The following is a 20795-nucleotide window of genomic DNA, read 5'->3' as shown; positions in this document are numbered from 1 at the left end:
ACCCCGGTCGACCACATCCTGCACTGGTCGACATGGCGCCGCCGACGCCAGCACCAGGCCCGTGTCAGTCACTACAAACGACGCGGACACAGCCCCTGAGCTGGCCAGCAGTCACGGCAAGCACCGTTGCAGTACTAGGGGCGCACGGTAACGGTGGAGTGAACCGGAGGGCGGCGATGGGCGGGTGGAATCGGGACCGGTCCCCGGGACCCGGGTCTACGGTTCCCGCCATGCGGATCACCTGGAGACTCGTCCTCGGCTTCCTCGCCGTCTCGGTCCTCGCCCTCCTGGCCGCCCTGACGAGTCCGTCGTGGCCCCAGGGGCGGGTCGCGGACGGCGGCTCGGGCGCCGGCGCGCCGACGGTGTCGCCCGCCACCGTACGGGGGGCCGCGCCCTGCACCCGGCGCGCCGCCACCCCGCGGGAGCCGGCGCGCCGGGCGGGGCCGGGGGACACCGTCTGCTTCGAGAACAACCGCTGCGAGAAGGTGGACAACATGTGTGTGATGGCCGAGGGCCCGAACGACGGCGAGGGTGACGGCCGGGGCACCACCTCCGACTTCACCATCAGGGGCAACCACTGCGAGACGCTGCGCGCCTCCCAGGCCCTGATGTTCGAGGACGTACAGAACGCCACCATCACCGGCAATGAGTTCGCCGCCCCCACCGACCACGCCATCGGCCTCGCCCGCCACTCGACCGGCGCCCGGGTCGACGGCAACACCCTCCACTCCGGTATCCGCTACGAGGTGGGCATCGACGATTCGTCCAGGGCGGGTTACCGGGGCCCTGAGCCGGGTCGCCTGCCGTAGGAGCCTCTGGGAGGAGGGGCCGGGGGGAGCGGGGGCGCGGGGTTCTCCCGCTCCCCCCGGTGAGCGGGACGCCCGGTCATGCGGCGCCCGCCGCGTCGCGTGCCGCCGCCAGATCGGCCACCAGGCGCTCCTCGACCGGGACGCCGGAGTCGGAGTACTGCCCGGACAGACACACCGGCCCCGTATAGCCGAGCTCCGCCAACTTGCCGAGCGCCGCCGACCGGTCGGCCAGCCCGTCGGGGCCCGGTACGAACCAGGGTTTCCAGTGCCCGCCGACGGCTCCGGCGGCCGGTTCGGTGCGCACATGGACGACGTTCTTGAGGTTGACGATGCCGAGCCGCTCGGCGACCAGGGGCAGGGTGACCCGCGGATCGTCGCCCGCCAGCGCGTCGTGGGCGGCGTCCCAGATCACCCGGAAGTGCTGGGCCGGCAGGCCGTCGAGGAGGTCCATCACCCCCAGCGCGCAGGACACATAGCGGCCGTGGTGCGGCTGCACCCCGATCTGGACGCCGTACTGCTCCACGAGGGGCGCCGCGTCCTCCAGCCGCCGCCGTACGCGGCGGACCGAGGCGGCATAGCCGTCGGAACCCAGCTCGGCCGTGACCCGGATCATCGGCACGCCCGCCTCCCGGCAGGCCGCGAAGACGGATTCGCGGAGATCGCCGGCCACGCTGATCACCTCGACGCCCTCGGCCCGCAGCCGTGCGGTGAACTCCGGCAGCAGCCGCCCGGCTTCGGCCGGCGTGACGTAGGCGGTGTCCCGGGCCGGGATCTCGGCGACGGGGCATGCCCCAACTGGTCAGCAGCACGTCGCTGCCGGCGGCGAGCCGGGCCACCACATCCTCGGTCAGCGGCTCATCGGCCCAGGTCACTTCGTAACGTTTCTCGATCAGCTGCCGGGCCTCGGCGCTGATCACATCGGCGGCACGCTGGGGGTCATGGCGACGGCGAGTCTGGACAACCTGGCTCCTCGGACGGGATCGGCGCGGATCTGCCCTGGCGGTCGTCACGACCGTAGAGGCGGGCCGCCATGCCCGTCCAAGCCCACTTTCGCATCGCCCCATACTCTGAGGGTGTGAACCTCTCCCTGCAGCAGCTCCGCGGCTTCGTGGCGGTGGCGGAGGAGCAGCACTTCGGCCGGGCCGCCGCGCGCCTGAACATGACCCAGCCCCCCGCTGACCCGTCAGATCCAGGCCCTGGAACGCGCCCTGGACGTCGTCCTGTTCGAGCGCACCGGGCGGGGCGCCCGGACCACCGCCGCGGGACAGGTCTTCCTCGACCACTGCCACCGGGTCCTGGCCCTGCTGGACGCCGCGCCGACCGCCACCCGTCGCGCCGCCGACGGCCGCACCGGCACCCTGCGGCTCGCCTTCACCGCGATCGGCGCGTACGCCATCCTGGCCGACGTCCTGGACCTGGTGAACCGCCACCTCCCCGGCGTCACCGTCGAACTGACCGAACTGGTCAGCCCCGACCAGTTCGCCGCCCTCTCGGAGCTGCGCATCGACCTGGGCCTGGTGCGGCCGCCCATCCCCGAGGGATACGCGTCGCTCCTGGTCCACTCCGAGGACCTGGTCCTCGCGGTCCCCGCCGGCCACCCGCTGGCCCAGGCCGGCGACGACACCCCCGTCGCCCTGACCGACGTGGCCGATGACTACATCGGGTACAGCCCCGAGGGTTCCCGCTATCTGCACGACATCTGCGCTGCCATGATCGGCGTGGACCGCTATGCCGTCGGCCAGTTGACCTCCCAGGTCCCCACCATGCTCGCGCTGGTCCGCGCGGGCCTGGGCTGCGCCCTGATACCCCGCTCGATCATGACCATGGGCGTCCACGGCGTCCGCTACCGCGAACTGGCCCCGGCCGACGCCCACTCCGTCACCCTCCACGCCTGCTGGAGCCCCGACAGCCCCAACCCGGCCCTCCAACGGCTGGTGGACGTCCTCACCCGGGAGCGCCTGGCGAGCGGCGCCGTGACGCATGAATCCGGAGGTGGCTGTGAGATAGGCCATACGCGGCCGAAGTAACGACTCAAAGACGTATAAACAGCCGCTGCGCCATTGAGCACAGACCCTCCGCGGTCCGTATTCGCCGGTGCAAGCACGGGCAGACACTGCTCTGCACAACGACCGGCGTCCCCGCCAGGAGGCTCTATGCGATCCCGGTACTTCGTGACAGGTACCTCCCTCCTCATAGGTTCCGTGGTGGTCACCCTCGGCGTGATCATGTCGCCCGCCCTGACGGGTGTGCAGCAGGAGAACCAGACGAACCTGGCGAAGACGAACTCGACGCAGTACGGACCGCTCACCGGGGCCGACAAGGAGTTCGTGGTCAAGGTCCGGCTCGCCGGACTGTGGGAGTACCCCGTCGGTGAGCTGGCCCTCAAGAAGGGCACCACGGCGGCGGTGAAGACAGCCGGTGAACATCTGATCGTGGGGCATGCGCAACTGGACGACGCCTCACGGGACATCGCACCCAAACTCGGCATCACCCTGCCCAACAAGCCCACGCCGCAGCAGCAGGGCTTTCTGGACACGCTCACGGCCGCCACGGGCAAGAACTTCGACAGCGAGATGGCACAGATCCTGCGCATCACCCACGGCCAGATCTTCAGCTCCATCGCCAAGATCCGGGCGACCAGCAAGAACACCCTGGTGCGTCAGCTCGCCACCCAGGCCAACAACACGGTGTTGGACCACATCACGCAGATGGAGAACACCGGGATGGTCGACTACGAGCGGCTTCCCGCGCAGATCACCGAGACTCCGACCCAGGGACCGGACTTCACCAAGCCGGTGATGCCCAAGCCCGGGGAGCCGATGGTGGTCCTGAAGAAGCCGGCCTCGCTCGAGGGCAAGGGCGAACCGCCCACACCGTCCCCGCCCGCTCCGGTCGACGACGCGCCGGGCTCCTCGGCCTCCCCGACCACTCCGGGCGCCGCCGTCTCCCCCTCCGCGCCCGCCGTTCGGTAACGCACCGTCAGGACAGCGCAGACAAGCCGGGTGAAACGCGGGCGGTTTCCGCCACATCGGTACCGTCAAATCTCGCCACTCTGTGCGGCACAGGGGTGCGAGACGGCCCTGGGAGAGCCTCATGGGCGCCCCTGTCGGGCACCGCGCCGCGTTCCGGCTCCAGGCGAATGCGTACTCGACCATCGCACGACCGTCTACTGACCCATCCACCACGCCTGCAATAGGACGGTGGAATATGCGCCCGCCCGTCTGTGGCCCGGTGGGCCCCAGAGCCGCTATGAATCCGTTCAGAGGGCCGGTGACCGGGCCCGGCGTGCCACTGACAGGGGATGCCGAGGTGTACGGGGCCCATGGGGCGGCGGACCCTACTACACGCCCCTCACCATTTCCGAGCATTACTGGATTTAACCCCCAACTGCTGAACCCTGCGTAACCTCTCCGTCACTGGTGAAGCGCCCCCGGTGGGCGCCCGCCACGGGCGACGCAGGGAAGGGGAGGCCGCATGCCCGGAATCGACGAGTGCTTGCTGGAAGCGATGACCGTGCACGGCGCGCGCGGAGCCGCCGTGATCGAGTGGACCAGCGGACTCGCACTCGGCATGGTCGGCGAGGTCCGCGACGAGGACCCCGAGGCCACGGCGGCGGAGACGGCGGAGCTGGCCCGGATGGCCGCCGAGCAGCGGGCGTTCGCCGCGCTGGGTCCCGGCGGCGCGAAGGGCGGCGCCAGGAGCGGCACGGAGAGCGGCGCGGACGGGGACGACGCGGCCGGGGAGCCCGCCGTCGAGGACGTCATCGTCACCACCCGCACCTGCTACCACCTGCTGCGCTTCGTCGACACGGCCTTCGACAGCGGCGTCTTCTTCTATCTCTGGCTCGACCGCCGGGAGGGGAATCTGGCGCTCGCCCGGATGCGGCTGCGCGATATGTGCGGGCGTCTGGCGCTGATATGAGCATGCCTCGCAGGTCCGGTGGGCGAGCCGGCCACGCGCCCAGCCTCGCCGGGCTCGCCGCCGAGCGGGCCAGCGGCGCCCTGCTGTGCGACGCGGGCACCGTCTATCTCCGGGACGGCCAGGTGGTGCACGCCGAAAGCCCCGCGGCCCCCGGGATCGAGGTGCTGCTCACCACCGGTGGGCGGCTGACCGCCGACAGCTGGCGGGAGGCGGTGGGCCGGACGGGCCCGGACGGCGGGGTCGGGCGGTTCCTCGTCGACAGCGGCCGGCTGTCGGACGCGGAGCTGGAGATCTGCCATCTGGGTGCGCTGTTCGACGCGGCGTACTTCGCACTCGGGCACGGCAGTGGCCCCCGCGGCTTCCAGCGGGGCGCGGCCCACTGGCTCGGAGCGGTGCGTGCGGTGGGCGCGGTCGCCGTCGAGCGCGAGACCCGGCGCCGCGGCAAACTGCTGGACTCCCTGTGGCCGTATCCGCAGGTGGACACCGAGCCGGTGGCGCTCCGCCGCCCCGATGGCCGTGCCCCGGCCGTGACCCCTCGTCAGCGCGCGGTGCTGGCGCTGGCCGACGGGGTGCGCACCCCCGCCCGTATCGCGCGGGAGCTGGGCCGTCCCGCCTTCCACACGCTGATCGACATACGGCGGCTGGCGGCGGCGGGCCATGTCGCCACACCACGGCCCGCCCGTCCGGGGCCTCCGGGCCGCCCCGATCTGCCCGCCCCGTCCGGCGCCTCCGCGCCGCCCGCCCCGGACCGCGGTCCCGCCGCGGCCGTCTTCACCGACCCCGATATCGACCTGCTGCGCCGGCTCCGCGACGCCTTGGAGGCAACGCTGTGATTCCCCCGACCGACCCGCCCGACCCGTGCGCGGCGTCATGAGACTCAGCCTGCGGCAGCGCACGGAGCGGAAGTGGCTGCTGGCCGCCGAGCCCGACGTACTGGAGGAGCTGCGCCGGCTGCGGGCCCGGGTGACCCATGTGACCGGCGCCCTCGCCGCCACCAGCGACGGCGTGGTGCTGGCACATGACACGGCCGTCGAGGCCGAGGGCGTGGCGGCGCTGACCGCCGCGGCCCTCGGGGTGGCGCAGTCGCTGGCGGGCGCCACCGGGCGGGGCGCCTTCCGTGAGCTGCTGGTCCGCGGCGAGAACGGCTATGTCGCCACCTATGCCGCGGGTTCCACGGCCGTGCTGACCGTTCTGGCCGGTGACCGCACCAATGTCGGCCGCCTCCATATGGAGGCCCGTCGCTCGGGCGCCCGTCTCGCCGATCTGGTGGGCGTCGCCCTCAGCAGGGCCGAGCAGCCGCAGCCCTGACCACCACGACCTTTCCCCGCCCGGCGCGTTCACCCGTGCCGGCACCCGACCGGACATCAATGACATCGAAAGGAACAGCCACGATCATGGCGAACACCCAGACCGCGCTCAAAGAGGCGATGACGTCCATCGAGGGCGCCCTCGGCGCCGCGCTGGTCGACTACTCCAGCGGGATGGCCCTCGGCACCGTGGGCGGCGGCAAAGAACTCGACCTGACGGTGGCGGCCGCGGGCAACACCGATGTGGTGCGCGCCAAGGTGCGGACCATGGAACAGCTCGGTCTGCAGGACTCCATCGAGGACATCCTCATCACCCTCGGCAGCCAGTACCACCTGATCCGGCTGCTGAAGGGCCGGGACAGCCAGGGCCTCTTCCTCTATCTGGCGCTGGACAAGAACCGGGCCAATCTGGCGATGGCACGGCACCAGCTGCGCAGGATCGAGGCCGATCTGGAGGTCTGAGGTCCGGGCCGTACGACCCCCGATACGGGCGGGGGCCGCTCGATGAGCGGCCCCCGCCGTCTGATCGGCCCGGTCGGCATGCGCGGGGTCACCGCACTCAACGCACCAGGCAGGGACGCTTGTTGTCGAAGGTCCAGCCCGGAATGAGATAGCGCATGCCGACCGCGTCGTCCCGCGCCCCCAGCGCCTTCTCCTGGTAGAGGGCGTGGGCGGCGAGGAGCCGGTCGCGGTCGAGCCGGATCCCGAGCCCCGGAGCGTCCGGGATGGCGATCTCACCGCCGGTGATCCGCGGCGGCTCGACGGTGAGCCGCTCCAGTCCCTCCTGCCAGATCCAGTGGGTGTCCAGGGCGTTGTACTCGCCCGGGGCGGCGGCTCCGCAGTGGGCCACCATCGCCAGGGAGATGTCGAAGTGGTTGTTGGAGTGGCATCCCCAGGTCAGGCCCATCTCATGGCAGAGCTGGGCCACCCGTACCGACCCCTGCATGGTCCAGAAGTGGGGGTCGGCCAGCGGGATGGAGACGGACTGCAGCGCCAGTGCGTGGGTCATCTGCCGCCAGTCCGTGGCGATCATGTTGGTGGCCGTGGGCAGTCCGGTGGCGCGCCGGAACTCCGCCAGGATCTCCCGGCCCGAGTAGCCGTCCTCGGCCCCGCAGGGGTCCTCGGCGTAGGCGAGCGTGCCGAGCAGCGGCCGGCACAGCTCGATCGCCTCGCGCAGCGACCAGGCGCCGTTGGGGTCGAGGGTGATACGGGCGTCGGGGAAGCGCTCCTTGAGCGCGCGTACCGCCTTGACCTCCTCGTTTCCCTCCAGGACGCCCCCCTTGAGCTTGAAGTCCTTGAAGCCGTAGAGGTCGTAGGTGGCCTCGGCCTGGCGGACGATCGCCTCGGGGGTCAGCGCCTCCTCGTGGCGGATGCGGTACCACTCCGCCTCGGCGCCGGGTTCGCGGACGTACTCCAGGTCGGTCCGGTCGGGGTCGCCGACGTAGAACAGGTAGCCCAGGACCCGTACCGCGTCGCGCTGCTGCCCGTCGCCCAGGAGCGCCGCCACGGGCACCTCCAGATGCTGGCCCAACAGGTCCAGCAGGGCCGACTCGACGGCGGTGACGGCATGCACGGTGGTGCGCAGATCGAAGGTCTGGGTGCCCCGGCCCCCGGCGTCGCGGTCGCGGAACCGCCGCCCGATCTCGCCCAGCACCCGCTTGTAGTCGCCCACCCGCGCCCCGACGACGAGGGATTCGGCGTCGCGCAGCGTCTGGGTGATCTTCTCACCGCCGGGGACCTCCCCCAGTCCGGTACGGCCCTCGGAGTCCTCGAGGACGACCACGTTGCGGGTGAAGTAGGGGCCGTGGGCGCCGGAGAGGTTCAGCTCCATGCTGTCCCGGCCGGCGACCGGATAGACGGCGAACGAGGTGATGGTCGGCTGGCTCATCGTGGCGTCCTTGGGTCGGTGTCGGAGGGGGTCGTACAGGGAGGGTTCAGATAATGGCCTCGATGGCCAGCACGCCGCCGAGACCGAGGACCGCGAGCACGGTGGTGTAGGTGGTGCGCGCCTTGATGGCGTCGATGACGGAGAGGTTGAAGTACTCCTTGAACATCCAGAAGCCGGGGTCGTTCACATGGCTGAATGCGATCGATCCGCAGGAGACGGCGAGGACCATCAGCTCGGGGTGGACTCCGCTGTTCTCCAGGAGCGGCTGCACCACACCGGCGGCGGTGACCACGGCGACCGTAGCCGATCCGAGCGCCACTCGCAGGACGACGGCGATGAGCCAGGCGAGGATGATCGGCGAGATGGACCAGTCGTCCGTGAGGTCCTTGATGTAGTCGGAGATCCCGCCCTCGACCAGGACCTCCTTGAAGGCACCGCCGGCCCCGATGACCAGCAGGATCATTGCCATCGCCTGGGCCGCCGAGTTGCAGGAGGCGCTGACCTCGGCCAGGCTCCGGCCGATCCGGGGGCCGAACGCCCACACCGCCAGCAGCAGGGTCAGCAGCAGGGCGATCGGCGCGGAGCCGATGAAGGTGATGATGTGCAGGGCGGGGCTGTCGCCGGACACGGCCATGTCGGTCACCGCGGCGCCGGCGATCAGCACCACCGGGACCAGGGCCACCGACAGCGACCAGCCGAGACCCGGCATCTCCTCCTCGGTGAAGGTGCGCTCGCTGACCAGACCCTTGGGGATCTCGGGGTCCATCCGCCGGACGAACGGGAGCCGCGGCCACACCAGGGCGATCAGCGCACCGGCCGGAACGGCGATGAACAGCCCGTAGAACAGGGTCAGGCCGACGGAGGCGTGGAAGGTCGAGGCCACCGCGGTGGGCCCGGGGTGGGGCGGCAGAAAGCTGTGCATGGTCGACAGGGCGATCGACATCGGGAGCCCGACCCACAGCAGGTTCTTCCGGGTGACCCGGACGATGGTGAACGCCACCGGCACGATGATGACGAAGGCGACCTCGTAGAACATGGTCACGCCGATGAGCATGGCGGTGACCACCATCGCCACCTGGACCCAGCGCAGTCCGAAGGTGTCGATGAGGGTGTTGGCTATTCGCTGGGCCGCGCCGCAGTCACCCATGACCCGGCCGACCATGGCGCCGAGACCGACGACGAGCATGGTGTCGCCGATCTGACCCCCGACGCCCTCTCCGAGGACATCGGGGATCTTCTCCACCTCGACCCCCTGCACCAGCGCGACACCGACGGCCACGAGGAGCAGGGCGATGAAGCCGTTGAGCTTCAGCTTGGTCATGAGGAACAGCAGGATCACCACGCTGATTCCGACGACGACGAGAGGCATGTCTTCAGTTCCCCTTTGAACTGCGGCCGGTGAGCTGGAGGCTCGAGCGGGTCGCCACACGGGCCAAGGAGTCCACGTACATGCACTCCGTCTATATATGAAGATGGAGGCTAGAGGGGTGAACACCGCTGGTCAATGGGTGTGCCCGTGGATTCGCGATCGGCGCCGGCGCGAACCGGACTTACCGGGCGCCGAATTCGGCCTTGGCGCACGTCCAGGCGCGGGCCTGCTCGCTGAGGGTGATGCCGAGGCCGGGCCGTGCGGACACCCGCATCCGGCCGTCGCTGATCTGCAGCCGCTCGTTGAACAGCGGCTCCAGCCAGTCGAAATGCTCCACCCACGGCTCATGCGGATAGGCGGCCGCGAGATGGAGATGGATCTCCATCGCGAAGTGCGGGGCGAGTTGCAGATGGTGCTGCTCGGCGAGGGTGGCCAGCTTGAGGAACTGGGTAATGCCACCGATGCGCGGTGCGTCGGGCTGAATGATGTCCGCCGCGTTGTGGCGTATCAGCTCCCAGTGTTCGGCGACGCTGGCCAGCATCTCCCCGGTGGCCACGGGGGTGTCCAGCGAGGCGGCGAGGGCCGCGTGGCCCGGTGCGTCATAGGCGTCCAGCGGCTCCTCGATCCAGACCAGGCCGAACTCCTCGAAGGCGCGCCCCATCCGCTGTGCGGTGGGCCGGTCCCACTGCTGATTGGCGTCGACCATCAGCGGCACATCGTCGCCCAGGTGCTCCCGTACGGCGGTCAGCCGGCGCAGATCCTCCTTGCCGTCCGGCTGCCCCACCTTGATCTTGATACCGCCGATTCCGCTGGCCAGGGAGGCCGTCGCGTTCTCCAGAACCTGCTCGGTCGGCGTGTGCAGGAAGCCGCCCGAGGTGTTGTAGCAGCGGACGGTGTCGCGGTGCGCGCCCAGCAGCTTGGCCAGCGGCAGCCCGGCCCGCTTGGCCTTGAGGTCCCACAGGGCGATATCGAAGGCCGCCACCGCCTGGGTGGACAGCCCGCTGCGGCCCACGGAGGCACCGGCCCACACCAGCTTGGTCCAGATCTTGCCGATATCGCTGGGGTCCTCACCGAGGAGGGTGGGCGCGATCTCCTGGGCGTGGGCGAACTGGCCGGGCCCTCCCGCGCGCTTGGAGTAGCTGAAGCCGATCCCCTGGTGTCCCTCCTCGGTGGCGAGTTCGACGACGAGGAACGCCACTTCCGTCATCGGCTTCTGGCGCCCGGTGAGCACCTTGGCGTCGCTGATGGGCGTGGCCAGGGGAAGGACGACCGAGGACACTCGGATCCAGGAGACCCGGTCGAGGGTTGCCTCACCTGCCTGCTGCGCGGTGTGCGTTGCCGTATGCGATGTGGTCACCACGTGTTGTCCCTGTGTGTGGGCCCGTATGCGGGGCGAGTGGATGTCGCCGGATCCGCCCCGGGGGCGGCCGGCGAGCTCCTTTGCAAGCTAAGGTCGCCAGACGATCTACGTCTAACTTAAAATTGGCATGCGTTGATACCGGGAGAGCATCGTTGTTCACGCTCATGCAACTCATCAGCTTTGTGACGGTCGCCGAGGAGCTGCATTTCACCCGGGCCGCGGAACGGCTGAAGATGACCCAGCCGCCGCTGAGCCGCCAGATCCAGCTGCTGGAGACCGAGTTGCGGGTCCAGCTGCTGGAGCGCACCAACCGCTCGGTGCGGCTCACCCCCGCGGGACGCGCCTTCCTCACCGAGGCCCGCCGCATTCTGCGGCAGTCCGAGCACGCGGTCCTCGCCGCCCGGCAGGTGGCGACGGGCGAGGCGGGGTCCATCGCCATCGGCTTCACGGCGGCCAGCGCCCACTCCGTACTCGGCACCCTGCTGGAGATCGCCCGTGCCGCCATGCCGGGCGCGGAGATCACCCTGCGCGAGATGGTCACCCGGGACCAGCTGGAGGCCGTCACCGAGCAGAGCCTGGACCTGGGCCTGGTACGGCCCTCGGTCACCGGACCGGATCTGCGCTCCCGGCCCGCGGCCCGGGAGCGGCTGCTCGCCGCCCTGCCGACGGGACATCCGCTGGCGGCGGGCGAAGGCCCGCTCCAGGTGGCCGACTTCGACGGGCAGGACCTGCTGATGTACTCGCCCATCGAGGCGCGCTACTTCAACGAGCTGCTCATCAGCATCTTCCGCGCCGCCCACGCCACCCCGGTCTTCTCCCAGTATCTGAGCCAGGTCCACACCATCCTGGCCCTGGTGAACGGCGGCTGGGGCGTGGCTCTGGTCCCGGAGACCGCCGCCCGGCCGCGCTACCCGAACATCGTCTTCAAATCGGTGGAGCTGACCACTCCGGAGCCGGTAGAACTCAACCTCGTGTGGCGTAAGAACAGCGACAACCCGGCCCTGCATGCACTGCTCCGCCACGCGGCCGCTCTTCTCCCCGCCCAAGGAGCCTGACCGTCGTGACCCCCAGAACCTCCGGTGGCCTGCTGCGGCGCCACCGTGACTTCCGGCTGCTGTGGTGCGGTGAGACCGCCGGGAAGTACGGTGCGGCCGTCACCGGAGTGGCGATGCCGCTGATCGCGGTCACCACCCTGCACGCGGACACCTTCGAGGTCGGTCTGCTGACCGCCGCGAGCTGGGCTCCTTGGCTGGTCATCGGCCTTCCGGTGGGGGCCTGGGTGGACCGGTGGCGCCGAAGGCCGGTCATGCTGACCGCCGCCGCAGTTTCGCTGGTACTGTTCGCGGCTGTCCCGGTGGCCGCCTGGTGCGGCCTGCTGAGCATCGGACTGCTGCTGACCGTCGCCCTGTTGACGGGTACGGCTGCGGTGTTCTTCCAGACCGCCTATAGCGCGTATCTCGCCCGCCTCCTGGACCCCGAGGACCAGCCCGAGGGCAACGCCAAACTGCACGGCAGCGCGTCCGCGGCGCAGATCGCCGGCCAGGGCTCCGCCGGTCTGATCGCACAGGTGGCGGGCGCGGTCTACGGGATGTTCGTCAACGCCGCGACCTTTCTGGTCTCCCTTGCCTGCCTGACCGGCATCGGCTTCCGCGAACCGCGCGTCCCGCGGGCCGAGCGTCCGCCCCGGGCGCTGGCCCGCGAGGTGGCCGAGGGGCTGCGGCTGATCGCCCGCGACCGGTGGCTGCGCACCCTGACGCTCTTCGCCGCCGCGTCCAACCTGGCGCTGATGGGATACCAGTCGATCCGGGTGGTCTTCCTGGTCCGGACCGTCGGCCTGTCCCCCGGGCTGGTCGGTGGGCTCATCGCGGCCGTCAGCCTCGGCGGCGTCGCCGGGGCGTTCTGCGCGCGCCGTGTGGCCGCCCGGGTCGGCGACGCGCGGGCGACGCTCCTGTTCGAGCTGGGGCTGGCCGTGGGCGCGCTGCTCATGCCGATGACCGCAGAGGGACCGTGGGTCGTGCTGTTCGTGGCGGGCGGTTTCTGCGTCACCGCCGGGGTGGTGGCCGGCAATGTGATCAAGGCGAGCTTCCAGCAGCGCTATTGCCCACCGGAGCTGCTCGGCCGGCTCACCGCGTCATCGGCGTTCGTCAGCTACGGAATGCTGCCCCTCGGAGCGCTGCTCGGCGGTGCGCTCGGCACCGCGCTGGGGCTCCGGGCCGCCATGTGGATCACCACGGCGGGCCTTCCGCTCGCCGGGCTGGTCCTGCTCTTCTCCCCCATCCGCCGCTCCCGGGACCTTCCGGCGTCCGCGCCGGCCCGGCCACGCCAGGAAGCGCCGGCCACGCCATGAAGCCCGGCCACATCATGAAATGGAGCTCTCCCCATGACCACTCCCCCGGCCACTCCTCGCGCACGACGCGTCACGGTGCCCGGGGCGCTGGCGGCCCGTGACGACCTCGCGGACGCCCACTACGCCTCGGCGTTCGCCTTACCGGTCCCACGGGCCGGGTCCCTGACCGCCGAACAGTGGGCGCGGGCCGTCTTCGAGGGCGCTCCGGCTCCCCTGCGGCGGTTCCTGGTGCTGGGCTGGACGCTGGGGCTCGGTCTCCGGCTTCGCCCCAGGACCTCGCCGCACCATGTCCTGGGGTGGGCCGTCTCGGACGCGGCGGATCACTCGCTGACCCTCACCGCGCGCTCCCCGCTGGTGCTCACGCACAACGTCGTGGCCGTCGAGGACGCGAGAGTCCTGTGGGCGACCTTCGTACGGTTCGACCGGCCCGCCGGCCGCCCGCTGTGGGCCCTGGCCGCGCCGATCCACCACCGGACGGTTCCCCGGCTCCTCCGGCGAGCGGCACGCGATGCCGCGTCGACCGGGGAAACCACCCGCGGTGACGGCCGGTTGCCGTAGCCCCCGGTCGCGTCGCCCGGCCCAGCGGCCCGAGCTACGCTCAAAAGGGAGGGACTCGGTTCGCCTTCGAAGGGAACGTTTCCGTGTCCGTCACATCACGCGCGTCGACTCCGGCGCCGCTGCCCAGACATCGCGACTGCCCCTTCGACCCGCCCGGTGCCTACGAGGCGCTGCGCGAGGAGGGCGGGGCCAGCCGGCTGGCCTTTCCGGACGGCAAGGCGGGCTGGCTGCTCACCCGGCACGAGGACGTGGCGCAGTTGCTGGCGGACGACCGGTTCAGCTCGGACCGCCGCCGGACCTCCTCACCGGTGCACGCGTTTCCGGTCCGCCCGGACGATCGCCGCATGCTGGGCTCGTTCATCGGCATGGACCCACCCGAGCACACCCGCTACCGGCGGATGCTGAGCAAGTGGTTCACCGCCCGGGGGATGCGGCGGCTGCAGCCCCGGATCGAGGAGATCGTCGACGGTCACCTGGCCGCGATGGAGCGCGCCGGTCCGCCGGCCGACCTCGTGACCTCCTTCGCCCAGCCGATCCCGTCGCTGGTGATCTGCGAGCTGCTGGGGGTGCCGTACCAGGACCGGGCCGACTTCCAGCGGTGGGCCACCGTTCTGCTCCGGATCGGCCAGGGCGAGGAGGAGGTCTACGCGGCCCGGGACGCGCTGTGGGAGTACATGCGGGAGCTGATCGACACCAAGCGGCACCGGCCGGACGAGGCGCTGCTCTCCCGTCTGGTCAACGGCGAGCACGGCGCGCCCGGCGGCTCCGGCACCGCCACGGCGGCCGGGCTGACCGACGAGGAGCTGACCGGTGTGGGGCTGCTGCTGCTCATCGCGGGCCATGAGACGACGGCGAACATGCTGGCCCTTGGTACCTACGCCCTGCTGCGCCATCCCGGGCAGTCGCAGCTGGTGCGGGAGCGGCCCGAGGTGATCGACCACGCGGTCGAGGAGCTGCTGCGGTATCTGACCATCGTCCAGTTCGGGACGGTACGGGTCGCCCGGGAGGATCTCGAGATCGCCGGGGCGCGGGTGCGGGCGGGGGAAACGGTCGTCGGGTCGCTCGCCTCGGCCAACCGGGACCCCTCGCGGTTCACCGACCCCGACACCCTGGACGTCACCCGCGAGACGGCCGATCAGATCGCCTTCGGCCACGGCATTCACCAGTGCCTGGGCCAGCACCTGGCGCGGATGGAGATGCGGACGGGCTTTCCCGCCCTGCTGCGGCGCTTCCCCACGCTGCGCCTGGCGGTGCCGCCAGACGAGGTGCCCCTGCGCCACGACATGCTGATCTACGGCGTCCATCGGCTCCCGGTCACCTGGGACCGGGCTGTCGGTTAGGCGACCGGCAGGTCCGCCCACCAGGTGATGCCCTCATGGCAGGAGTGGCTGCCGTGGCGCGTGGACAGCGCGGTGACGATCCCGAGCCCGCGGCCGTGCTCATCGGGCTCGATGTCCTCGTCCGCCCGCTGACCCGCGGGCACCGGGCCGCCGTCGGTGACCTCGACGCGCAGGCTGGACGAGCCCTCGCACTCGGTCCAGCGCAGCCGCAGCACGGCCGGGGGCAGGGCGTGCAGGATCGCGTTGGTGACCAGTTCCGAGATCACCATGAGCGCCTCGTCGAGGCAGTCGGCCGACAGCTCCCATTCGGTCAGCAGCGCGTGCGCCCGCCGCCGCACGGTGGCCACGGCCTCGCAGATGTGCGGGACCGGGAGGACATGGCCGTCTCCCTCGTCCGCCGGGGGCCGGTCCGGGACCCCGTCGCGTGTCGCCACCGGCGCCAGCAGGGAGTCCGGATCCGGCGCCTGGGAGCCGATGAGACGGGCGCCGTTGAAATCGACGGTCTCCGCGGTCTGCCCGGTGACGCCGGGCTTCGGATAGCTCAGTTGTTCCGCCACGTCTCCTCCTCTCCGAGCCGGGTGGGTTGTCTGTGCCGGGCACCCTTCGGGTCACCTTTTGACATCCTGGTCTTCTTGTCCCGATACGGACGCTATGGCCCCTATCCGCCGGGGTCAACGAATCCGAGTCGGCATTACCGAACGTTTGGCGTTTTCGCCGACAGGCTGTGGCACTGGCCGAAGAGCTACGATCGCGTCATGGCCGGCCCGGTGCAGTCCATCGAGCGGGCAGCGGCGATTCTGCGGCTGCTCGCCCAGGGCTCCGGTCGGCTCAGTCTGGGCGAGGTGGCCGCCTCGCTCGGCCTCGCGAAAGGCACCGCGCACGGCATTCTGCGCACTCTGCAGAGCGTCGACTTCGTCGAACAGGACAAGGCGACGGGGAAGTACCAGCTCGGCGCGGCGCTGCTGCACCTGGGGACCAGCTATCTCGACATCAACGAGCTGCGGTCCCGCTCCATCAACTGGACCGACGCCCTGGCCGCCCGCAGCGGTGAGGCGGTCCGTCTCGGAGTGCCCCTGGAGGGCAAGGTCCTCATCGTCCACCACGTCTTCCGGCCCGATGACACCTTCCAGACCCTGGACGTGGGCTCGCTGCTCCCCCTGCACGCCAGCGCGCTGGGCAAGATCCTGCTGGCATACGGGGCGACCCCTCTGGAGCCGCTCATGGAAACCGAACCGGAGAACTACACCCGTCACACGCTCGTCTCTCCCCAGCAGCTCAGCCGGGCGATGGGCGAGATCCGCGAGAACGGGTGGGCGGTCGCGACCGAGGAAATGATGGTGGGCGAGGCCGATATCGCCGCGCCGATCCGCGGGCAGGGCGGCCTGGTGGTGGGCGCCGTCGGCGTCTCCGGCGCCGTGGACCGCCTCTGCGACAGCAAGGGCCGCCCTCATCCCTCACTCGTCGGGCTGACGCGCGACGCCGCCCGGGCGATCTCCCGCGATCTCGGCGCGGCCCGCTGGTGACGCCCGTGCCCTGCTCGAACCCGCCCGAAGGCAGGCCAGGCCATGGTTGAACGCTATGTGATGTCCATCGACCAGGGCACCATGTCCACCCGGTGCATCCTCTTCGACCACCAGGGACGGCTGGTCTCGGTCGGCCAGCGAGAACATCAGCAGTACTTCTCCAAGCCCGGCTGGGCCGAGCACGACCCCGCCGAGATCTGGTCCCATCTGCGCCGTGTGGTCGTGCCCCGGGCCCTGGAGGGCGCGGGGATCCGGCCCGAGCAGATCGTGGCCATCGGCATCGCCAATCAGCGCGAGACCACGGTCGTCTGGGACCGCCGCACCGGCGTTCCGGTGTGCCACGCCATCACCTGGCAGGACACCCGTACCAGCGGCTATGTCGAGGAGCTGCGGCGGACCACGGGTGACGACTTCTTCCTCGAACGCTGCGGGCTGTCGCCCACGACCTACTTCTCCGCGCCACGGCTGCGCTGGCTGTTCGACCATGTCGACGGCTTGCGCGAGCGCGCGGAGCGCGGGGACGTGCTGTTCGGCACGATGGAGAGCTGGCTGATCTGGAACCTCACCGGCGGGCCCGACGGCGGACTGCACCTCACCGACGCCACCAACGCCAGCCGCACCATGCTGATGAACATCCGCAGCCTGACCTGGGACGATGAGCTGCTGGCCTATTTCGATGTGCCCCGGGCGATGCTGCCGGAGATCCGTCCTTCCGCCGAGTGCTACGGCATGGCCCGCGCCCTGCTGCCGCAGGTCCCGATCTGCGCCGCGCTCGGCGATCAGCAGGCGGCGCTGTTCGGGCAGACATGTTTCGCCAGCGGCGAGGCGAAGTGCACCTACGGCACCGGCAGCTTCCTCCTGCTCAACACCGGCACCGAGCTCGTACGGTCCCGGCACGGGCTGCTGACCACGGTGGGCTACAAGGTGGGCGACGAGCCGACGGTCTACGCACTGGAGGGCCCGATCGCCGTCACCGGCTCGCTGGTGCAATGGTTCCGCGACCGCCTGGGCATGATCCACAGCGCCCCCGAGATCGAGACCCTGGCCCGCGGCGTCGAGGACAACGGCGGCTGCTACATCGTTCCCGCCTTCTCCGGGCTCTTCGCCCCGCACTGGCGCAGCGACGCGCGCGGGGTGATCGTCGGGCTCACCTCGTACATCACCAAGGGACATCTGGCCCGGGCGGTTCTGGAGGCCACCGGGTGGCAGACCCGGGAGGTGGTCGACGCCATGAACGCCGACTCGCCCCAGCCGCTGCGGCAGCTGAAGGTGGACGGCGGGATGACCTCGAACAATCTGCTGATGCAGTTCCTGGCCGATGTCCTGGACCTGCCCGTGGTGCGCCCCATGGTCTCCGAGACCGTCTCCCTCGGGGCCGCCTACGCCGCCGGGCTCGCCTCCGGCTACTGGCCCGATCTGGAGGGGCTGCGCCGCAACTGGCACCGCGCGGCCCAATGGATGCCCACGATGGACCCCGCGCGGCGGGAGGCGGAGTACGAGAACTGGCAGCGGGCGGTCGAGCGGTCGCTGGGCTGGGCCAAGTCGTAGCCCGGGGCACCTTCCCGGGCGGGCTGGGTCGGGCCCTGTCGGGCCCCCGGGGAAGAATCGAGCGCGAGGGGGACGTGTGAGTTCCATGAGGCGGGGTATTCGAGCCAGCCGCGGCTGTTGAATCCAGTCGCTCTGGGACCCAGAAACCCATGAAGACCCAAAACCCGATCCATGGACGGAATCATGACCAGCCCTTCCGATGAAAACGTCTCCGCCACCCAGCAGGCCCTCGGCGAGCTGGCGGCCGACCGGGCGGACGAGTCGGCGCTGAACACCCTTGCCAACAGTGAGGTCCTCCTCCCCTCCGCCGAGAGCGGAGAGGAGACCGACCCCCAGGCCGTGACCCTGCCCGTGTTCCAGCAGGAGGACGGCGCTCAGCTGGTACCGGTCTTCACCACTCCGGACCGGATGCACCAGGCCCTGCCCCAGATCGAGCGGTACCACCTGGTGCCGCTGGGCGCACTGGCCCAGGGATGGCCCTCCGAAGAGCTCTCCCTGACCATCGACGCGGGTGCCCCGGAGGCCGTCACCCTCTCGGCCACCGGCGTACGGAGCCTGCTCAGCGGCTCCGGTCCGGCCGCCTGACCTTTTTGGCCGCGGCGGCCCGTGCCCCTCTCTCTACGGGCACGGGCCGCGGCGATGCCCGGATACCGCGGCCGCCCCTGCCCCGCGATCGCGACGATCGCCGTGGGCCGCCCGTCGATTGGTCACCTTCCCGATCCATCGTCTACCGTCCCGTAGACATTCACTGGTTACGGAAAGACACCGGCGGGACGGAACACGTGAGCGCGATCAACATCGGACAGGCCGTGGTTCTCGGCGTCGTCGAGGGGGTCACGGAGTTCCTCCCGGTCTCCTCCACCGGTCACCTCAAGATCACTGAGGGGCTGATGGACATCCCGGTGGACGACAAGTCCGTCGTCGCCTTCACCGCGGTGATCCAGGTCGGTGCCATCGCCGCCGTGCTGCTGTACTTCTTCCGCGACATCCGGCGCTTCGCCACCGCATGGGGACGGGGACTGGTCAACCGCGAGGAGCGCTACCACCACGACTACAAGTTCGCCTGGTGGGTCATCTACGCCACCATCCCCATCGTGGTCGTGGGCCTCGCGGCCAAACCGCTGATCGAAGGCCCGCTCGCCTCCCTGTGGGTGGTGGCCGCCTCGCTGATCGTGGGCAGCGGGCTGATGTGGCTGGCCGACCGGATGGGCCGCCACAAGCGCGGGGAGGACGACACCAGCGTCAAGGACGCGATGCTGGTCGGCTCCTCGCAGATCCTCGCGCTGCTCTTCCCCGGCTTCTCCCGCTCGGGCGCCACGATGGCCACCGGCCTCATGCTCGACCTGGACCGCCTGGCCGCCACCCGGCTCTCCTTCTTCCTGGGTATTCCGTCGCTGACCGGCGCCGGTCTCTACGAGCTCAAGGACGCCATGGGCGGTGGCGTGGGCACGGTGCCGCTCGCGGTGGGCACGGTGGTGTCCTTCGCCGTGGCCTACGCCTCCATCGCCTGGCTGTTGAAGTTCGTCGCCAAGCATTCGTTCAACGCCTTCGTGATCTACCGGATCATCATCGGCCTGGCGCTGTTCGGACTGCTCGGCTCGGGCGCCCTCAACGCCTGACGCCGCCGCGGCGCTCTCCGCCCCCGACCCGGCCGCGGGCACTCTCACCCGTCTGACGCCGTCCCCCGGCCACTCGCGGGATAGTCGACATAGCCGCCCGCCCCGCCGGTGTAGTACGTCCCCGGGTCGCCCGCCGCCAGCTCGCGGTCCAGGGCGAACCGGGCCACCAGGTCGGGGTTGGCCACGAAGTGCCTGGCGTAGGAGACGGCGTCCGCGAGCCCCGCCTCGATCACGGCGTTCCCGGTCCCCCGGTCGAAGCCGTGGTTGGCGATCAGCGGGCCGTCGAAGAGACGCCGGTAGCGGGCGAAGGCGTCGTGGCCGGGGGCGGCACCCGGCGCGGCGAGGGCCGGTCCCCGCAGATGCAGATAGGCCACGGGGCGGTCGCACAGCTCCGCCACGAGCGCGTCGTAGTCGGCGAGCGTCCGCTCATCGGCGGTGAACCGCTCGGCGGTCCAGTACGGCGACAGGCGGACGCCCACCCGGCGGCCGTCCCAGGCCGCGGCCACCGCGTCGACGATCTCCATCAGCAGCCGCCGCCGGCCGGCCGGGTCGTGGCCGTAGGCGTCGTGGCGGCGGTTCAGCCGCGGATTGAGGAACTGCGGGATCAGGAACGAGCCGAGGGCGTGGATCTCGACCCCGTCGAAACCGGCGCGGCGGGCGTTCGCCGCCGCCGCGCGGTAGTCCGCGACGGTGTCCCGGATGTCCGTGATCGTCATCTCCCGCGGGGTGACCGTCTCCCTGGGCCCGCCGGGCGTGTAGGAGCGCTCCCGGGGATCGACCGCCGAGGGGCCGGCCGGAAGGGCTCCCCCGAGGTGGTCGGGGTGCGAGGCGGCGCCGGTGTGCCACAGCTGCAGCACGATCCGGCCGCCGTGGGCGTGGACGGTGTCGGTGACCCGCCGCCACCCGCCGACCTGCTCCTCGCTGTAGACACCGGGGACGTTCGGGAAACCGATGGCCCGCTCACTGACCCAGGTCCCCTCGGTGATGATCAGCCCGGCCCCGGCCCGCTGGCCGTAGTAGGCCGCGTGCATACCGTTCGGGACCAGCCCCCCGCCCGTGGCCCGGGCCCGGGTCATGGGGGCCATCACCACCCGGTTGGGCAGCCGGAGGTCCCCCAGGTCCGCGGGGCGCAGCAGCGGCTGGTCCAGGACAGCCGGACAGGTGGTGGTGCTCATGGTGTCTCTCCTCGTCACCTCGGCCTGGTCA

The 20795-nt window shown here is 70.9% G+C and carries 21 protein-coding genes and 1 pseudogene; 16 read left to right on the top strand and 6 right to left on the bottom strand.

Annotated elements, in window-relative coordinates; genetic code table 11:
• Nucleotides 1–230 precede the first annotated feature (230 nt).
• On the top strand, nt 231–809 hold the full coding sequence (locus tag ACFYOY_RS28195; protein WP_388590346.1) for a hypothetical protein: 579 nt from the start codon (nt 231–233) through the stop codon (nt 807–809).
• A 76-nt stretch (nt 810–885) separates the two neighbouring features.
• On the opposite strand, the gene ACFYOY_RS28190 is transcribed toward ACFYOY_RS28195, so the two are convergent.
• Nucleotides 886–1479, bottom strand: coding sequence for a sugar phosphate isomerase/epimerase family protein (locus ACFYOY_RS28190; protein ID WP_388590344.1), 594 nt, complete (start codon nt 1477–1479; stop codon nt 886–888).
• Nucleotides 1480–1839: 360 nt separating this feature from the next.
• On the opposite strand from ACFYOY_RS28190, the pseudogene ACFYOY_RS28185 reads away from it, so the two are divergent.
• The 7 genes and pseudogenes from ACFYOY_RS28185 to ACFYOY_RS28155 form a co-directional block, all read left to right on the top strand.
• A pseudogene (locus ACFYOY_RS28185) lies at nt 1840–1944 on the top strand (LysR family transcriptional regulator); the annotation flags it as partial.
• A 40-nt stretch (nt 1945–1984) separates the two neighbouring features.
• A complete protein-coding gene (locus ACFYOY_RS28180) occupies nt 1985–2836 on the top strand; it encodes a LysR family transcriptional regulator (RefSeq protein ID WP_351885598.1) in 852 nt (283 codons plus the stop codon).
• A gap of 126 nt (nt 2837–2962) precedes the next feature.
• On the top strand, nt 2963–3781 hold the full coding sequence (locus ACFYOY_RS28175; protein ID WP_351885066.1) for a DUF4142 domain-containing protein: 819 nt from the start codon (nt 2963–2965) through the stop codon (nt 3779–3781).
• Between the two features lie 502 nt (nt 3782–4283).
• A complete protein-coding gene (locus tag ACFYOY_RS28170) occupies nt 4284–4730 on the top strand; it encodes a hypothetical protein (RefSeq protein WP_351885063.1) in 447 nt (148 codons plus the stop codon).
• Nucleotides 4727–5563, top strand: coding sequence for a transcriptional regulator (locus ACFYOY_RS28165; protein ID WP_388590342.1), 837 nt, complete (start codon nt 4727–4729; stop codon nt 5561–5563). Before ACFYOY_RS28170 ends, ACFYOY_RS28165 begins: the two co-directional genes overlap by 4 nt.
• 37 nt (nt 5564–5600) lie before the next feature.
• Nucleotides 5601–6038, top strand: coding sequence for a roadblock/LC7 domain-containing protein (locus ACFYOY_RS28160; RefSeq protein WP_351885057.1), 438 nt, complete (start codon nt 5601–5603; stop codon nt 6036–6038).
• Between the two features lie 86 nt (nt 6039–6124).
• Nucleotides 6125–6499, top strand: coding sequence for a hypothetical protein (locus tag ACFYOY_RS28155; protein ID WP_351885054.1), 375 nt, complete (start codon nt 6125–6127; stop codon nt 6497–6499).
• Between the two features lie 97 nt (nt 6500–6596).
• Here the strand turns inward: ACFYOY_RS28155 and ACFYOY_RS28150 are convergent, their stop codons facing one another.
• From ACFYOY_RS28150 to ACFYOY_RS28140, 3 genes are all read right to left on the bottom strand, one after another.
• Nucleotides 6597–7925, bottom strand: coding sequence for an enolase C-terminal domain-like protein (locus ACFYOY_RS28150; RefSeq protein ID WP_351885052.1), 1329 nt, complete (start codon nt 7923–7925; stop codon nt 6597–6599).
• A gap of 46 nt (nt 7926–7971) precedes the next feature.
• Complete coding sequence (locus ACFYOY_RS28145) at nt 7972–9294, bottom strand: gluconate:H+ symporter (protein WP_351885051.1); 1323 nt, start codon at nt 9292–9294, stop codon at nt 7972–7974.
• 181 nt (nt 9295–9475) lie between these two features.
• Complete coding sequence (locus ACFYOY_RS28140) at nt 9476–10654, bottom strand: mandelate racemase/muconate lactonizing enzyme family protein (RefSeq protein WP_351885048.1); 1179 nt, start codon at nt 10652–10654, stop codon at nt 9476–9478.
• A gap of 152 nt (nt 10655–10806) precedes the next feature.
• On the opposite strand from ACFYOY_RS28140, the gene ACFYOY_RS28135 reads away from it, so the two are divergent.
• The 4 genes from ACFYOY_RS28135 (at nt 10807) to ACFYOY_RS28120 (ending at nt 14899) form a co-directional block, all read left to right on the top strand.
• Nucleotides 10807–11709: a LysR substrate-binding domain-containing protein gene (locus ACFYOY_RS28135; RefSeq protein WP_351885045.1), complete on the top strand. Its 903-nt coding sequence runs from the start codon at nt 10807–10809 to the stop codon at nt 11707–11709.
• A gap of 5 nt (nt 11710–11714) precedes the next feature.
• A complete protein-coding gene (locus ACFYOY_RS28130) occupies nt 11715–13001 on the top strand; it encodes an MFS transporter (RefSeq protein WP_388590339.1) in 1287 nt (428 codons plus the stop codon).
• Nucleotides 13002–13034: 33 nt separating this feature from the next.
• Nucleotides 13035–13559 (top strand): DUF2867 domain-containing protein, encoded by a 525-nt coding sequence (locus tag ACFYOY_RS28125; RefSeq protein ID WP_351885039.1) that lies wholly within the window; start codon nt 13035–13037, stop codon nt 13557–13559.
• Nucleotides 13560–13642: 83 nt separating this feature from the next.
• Entirely contained in the window at nt 13643–14899 is a 1257-nt protein-coding gene (locus ACFYOY_RS28120) for a cytochrome P450 (RefSeq protein ID WP_351885036.1), read from the top strand.
• Here the strand turns inward: ACFYOY_RS28120 and ACFYOY_RS28115 are convergent.
• Nucleotides 14896–15456, bottom strand: a complete 561-nt coding sequence (locus ACFYOY_RS28115; RefSeq protein ID WP_351885033.1) for an ATP-binding protein — start codon at nt 15454–15456, stop codon at nt 14896–14898. The genes ACFYOY_RS28120 and ACFYOY_RS28115 overlap by 4 nt on opposite strands.
• A gap of 198 nt (nt 15457–15654) precedes the next feature.
• On the opposite strand from ACFYOY_RS28115, the gene ACFYOY_RS28110 reads away from it, so the two are divergent.
• From ACFYOY_RS28110 to ACFYOY_RS28095, 4 genes are all read left to right on the top strand, one after another.
• The gene (locus tag ACFYOY_RS28110) at nt 15655–16422 is read left to right on the top strand and encodes an IclR family transcriptional regulator (protein WP_351885030.1); all 768 of its coding nucleotides are present in this window, start codon (nt 15655–15657) and stop codon (nt 16420–16422) included.
• A 42-nt stretch (nt 16423–16464) separates the two neighbouring features.
• Nucleotides 16465–17970, top strand: coding sequence for a glycerol kinase GlpK (gene glpK / locus ACFYOY_RS28105; RefSeq protein WP_351885027.1), 1506 nt, complete (start codon nt 16465–16467; stop codon nt 17968–17970).
• A gap of 183 nt (nt 17971–18153) precedes the next feature.
• Nucleotides 18154–18555, top strand: coding sequence for an SseB family protein (locus tag ACFYOY_RS28100; protein ID WP_078647054.1), 402 nt, complete (start codon nt 18154–18156; stop codon nt 18553–18555).
• 197 nt (nt 18556–18752) lie between these two features.
• The gene (locus tag ACFYOY_RS28095; protein WP_351885023.1) at nt 18753–19589 is read left to right on the top strand and encodes an undecaprenyl-diphosphate phosphatase; all 837 of its coding nucleotides are present in this window, start codon (nt 18753–18755) and stop codon (nt 19587–19589) included.
• A gap of 44 nt (nt 19590–19633) precedes the next feature.
• Here the strand turns inward: ACFYOY_RS28095 and ACFYOY_RS28090 are convergent, their stop codons facing one another.
• A complete protein-coding gene (locus tag ACFYOY_RS28090) occupies nt 19634–20764 on the bottom strand; it encodes an alkene reductase (RefSeq protein ID WP_388590335.1) in 1131 nt (376 codons plus the stop codon).
• Between the last annotated feature and the right edge of the window lie 31 nt (nt 20765–20795).

Origin of the sequence: Streptomyces sp. NPDC007875, assembly GCF_042868035.1 — a bacterium.
Taxonomy (GTDB): domain Bacteria; phylum Actinomycetota; class Actinomycetes; order Streptomycetales; family Streptomycetaceae; genus Streptomyces; species Streptomyces antimycoticus.
Note: the sequence above shows the minus strand (reverse complement) of the source record. Positions and strands in the feature narration are given on the sequence as shown.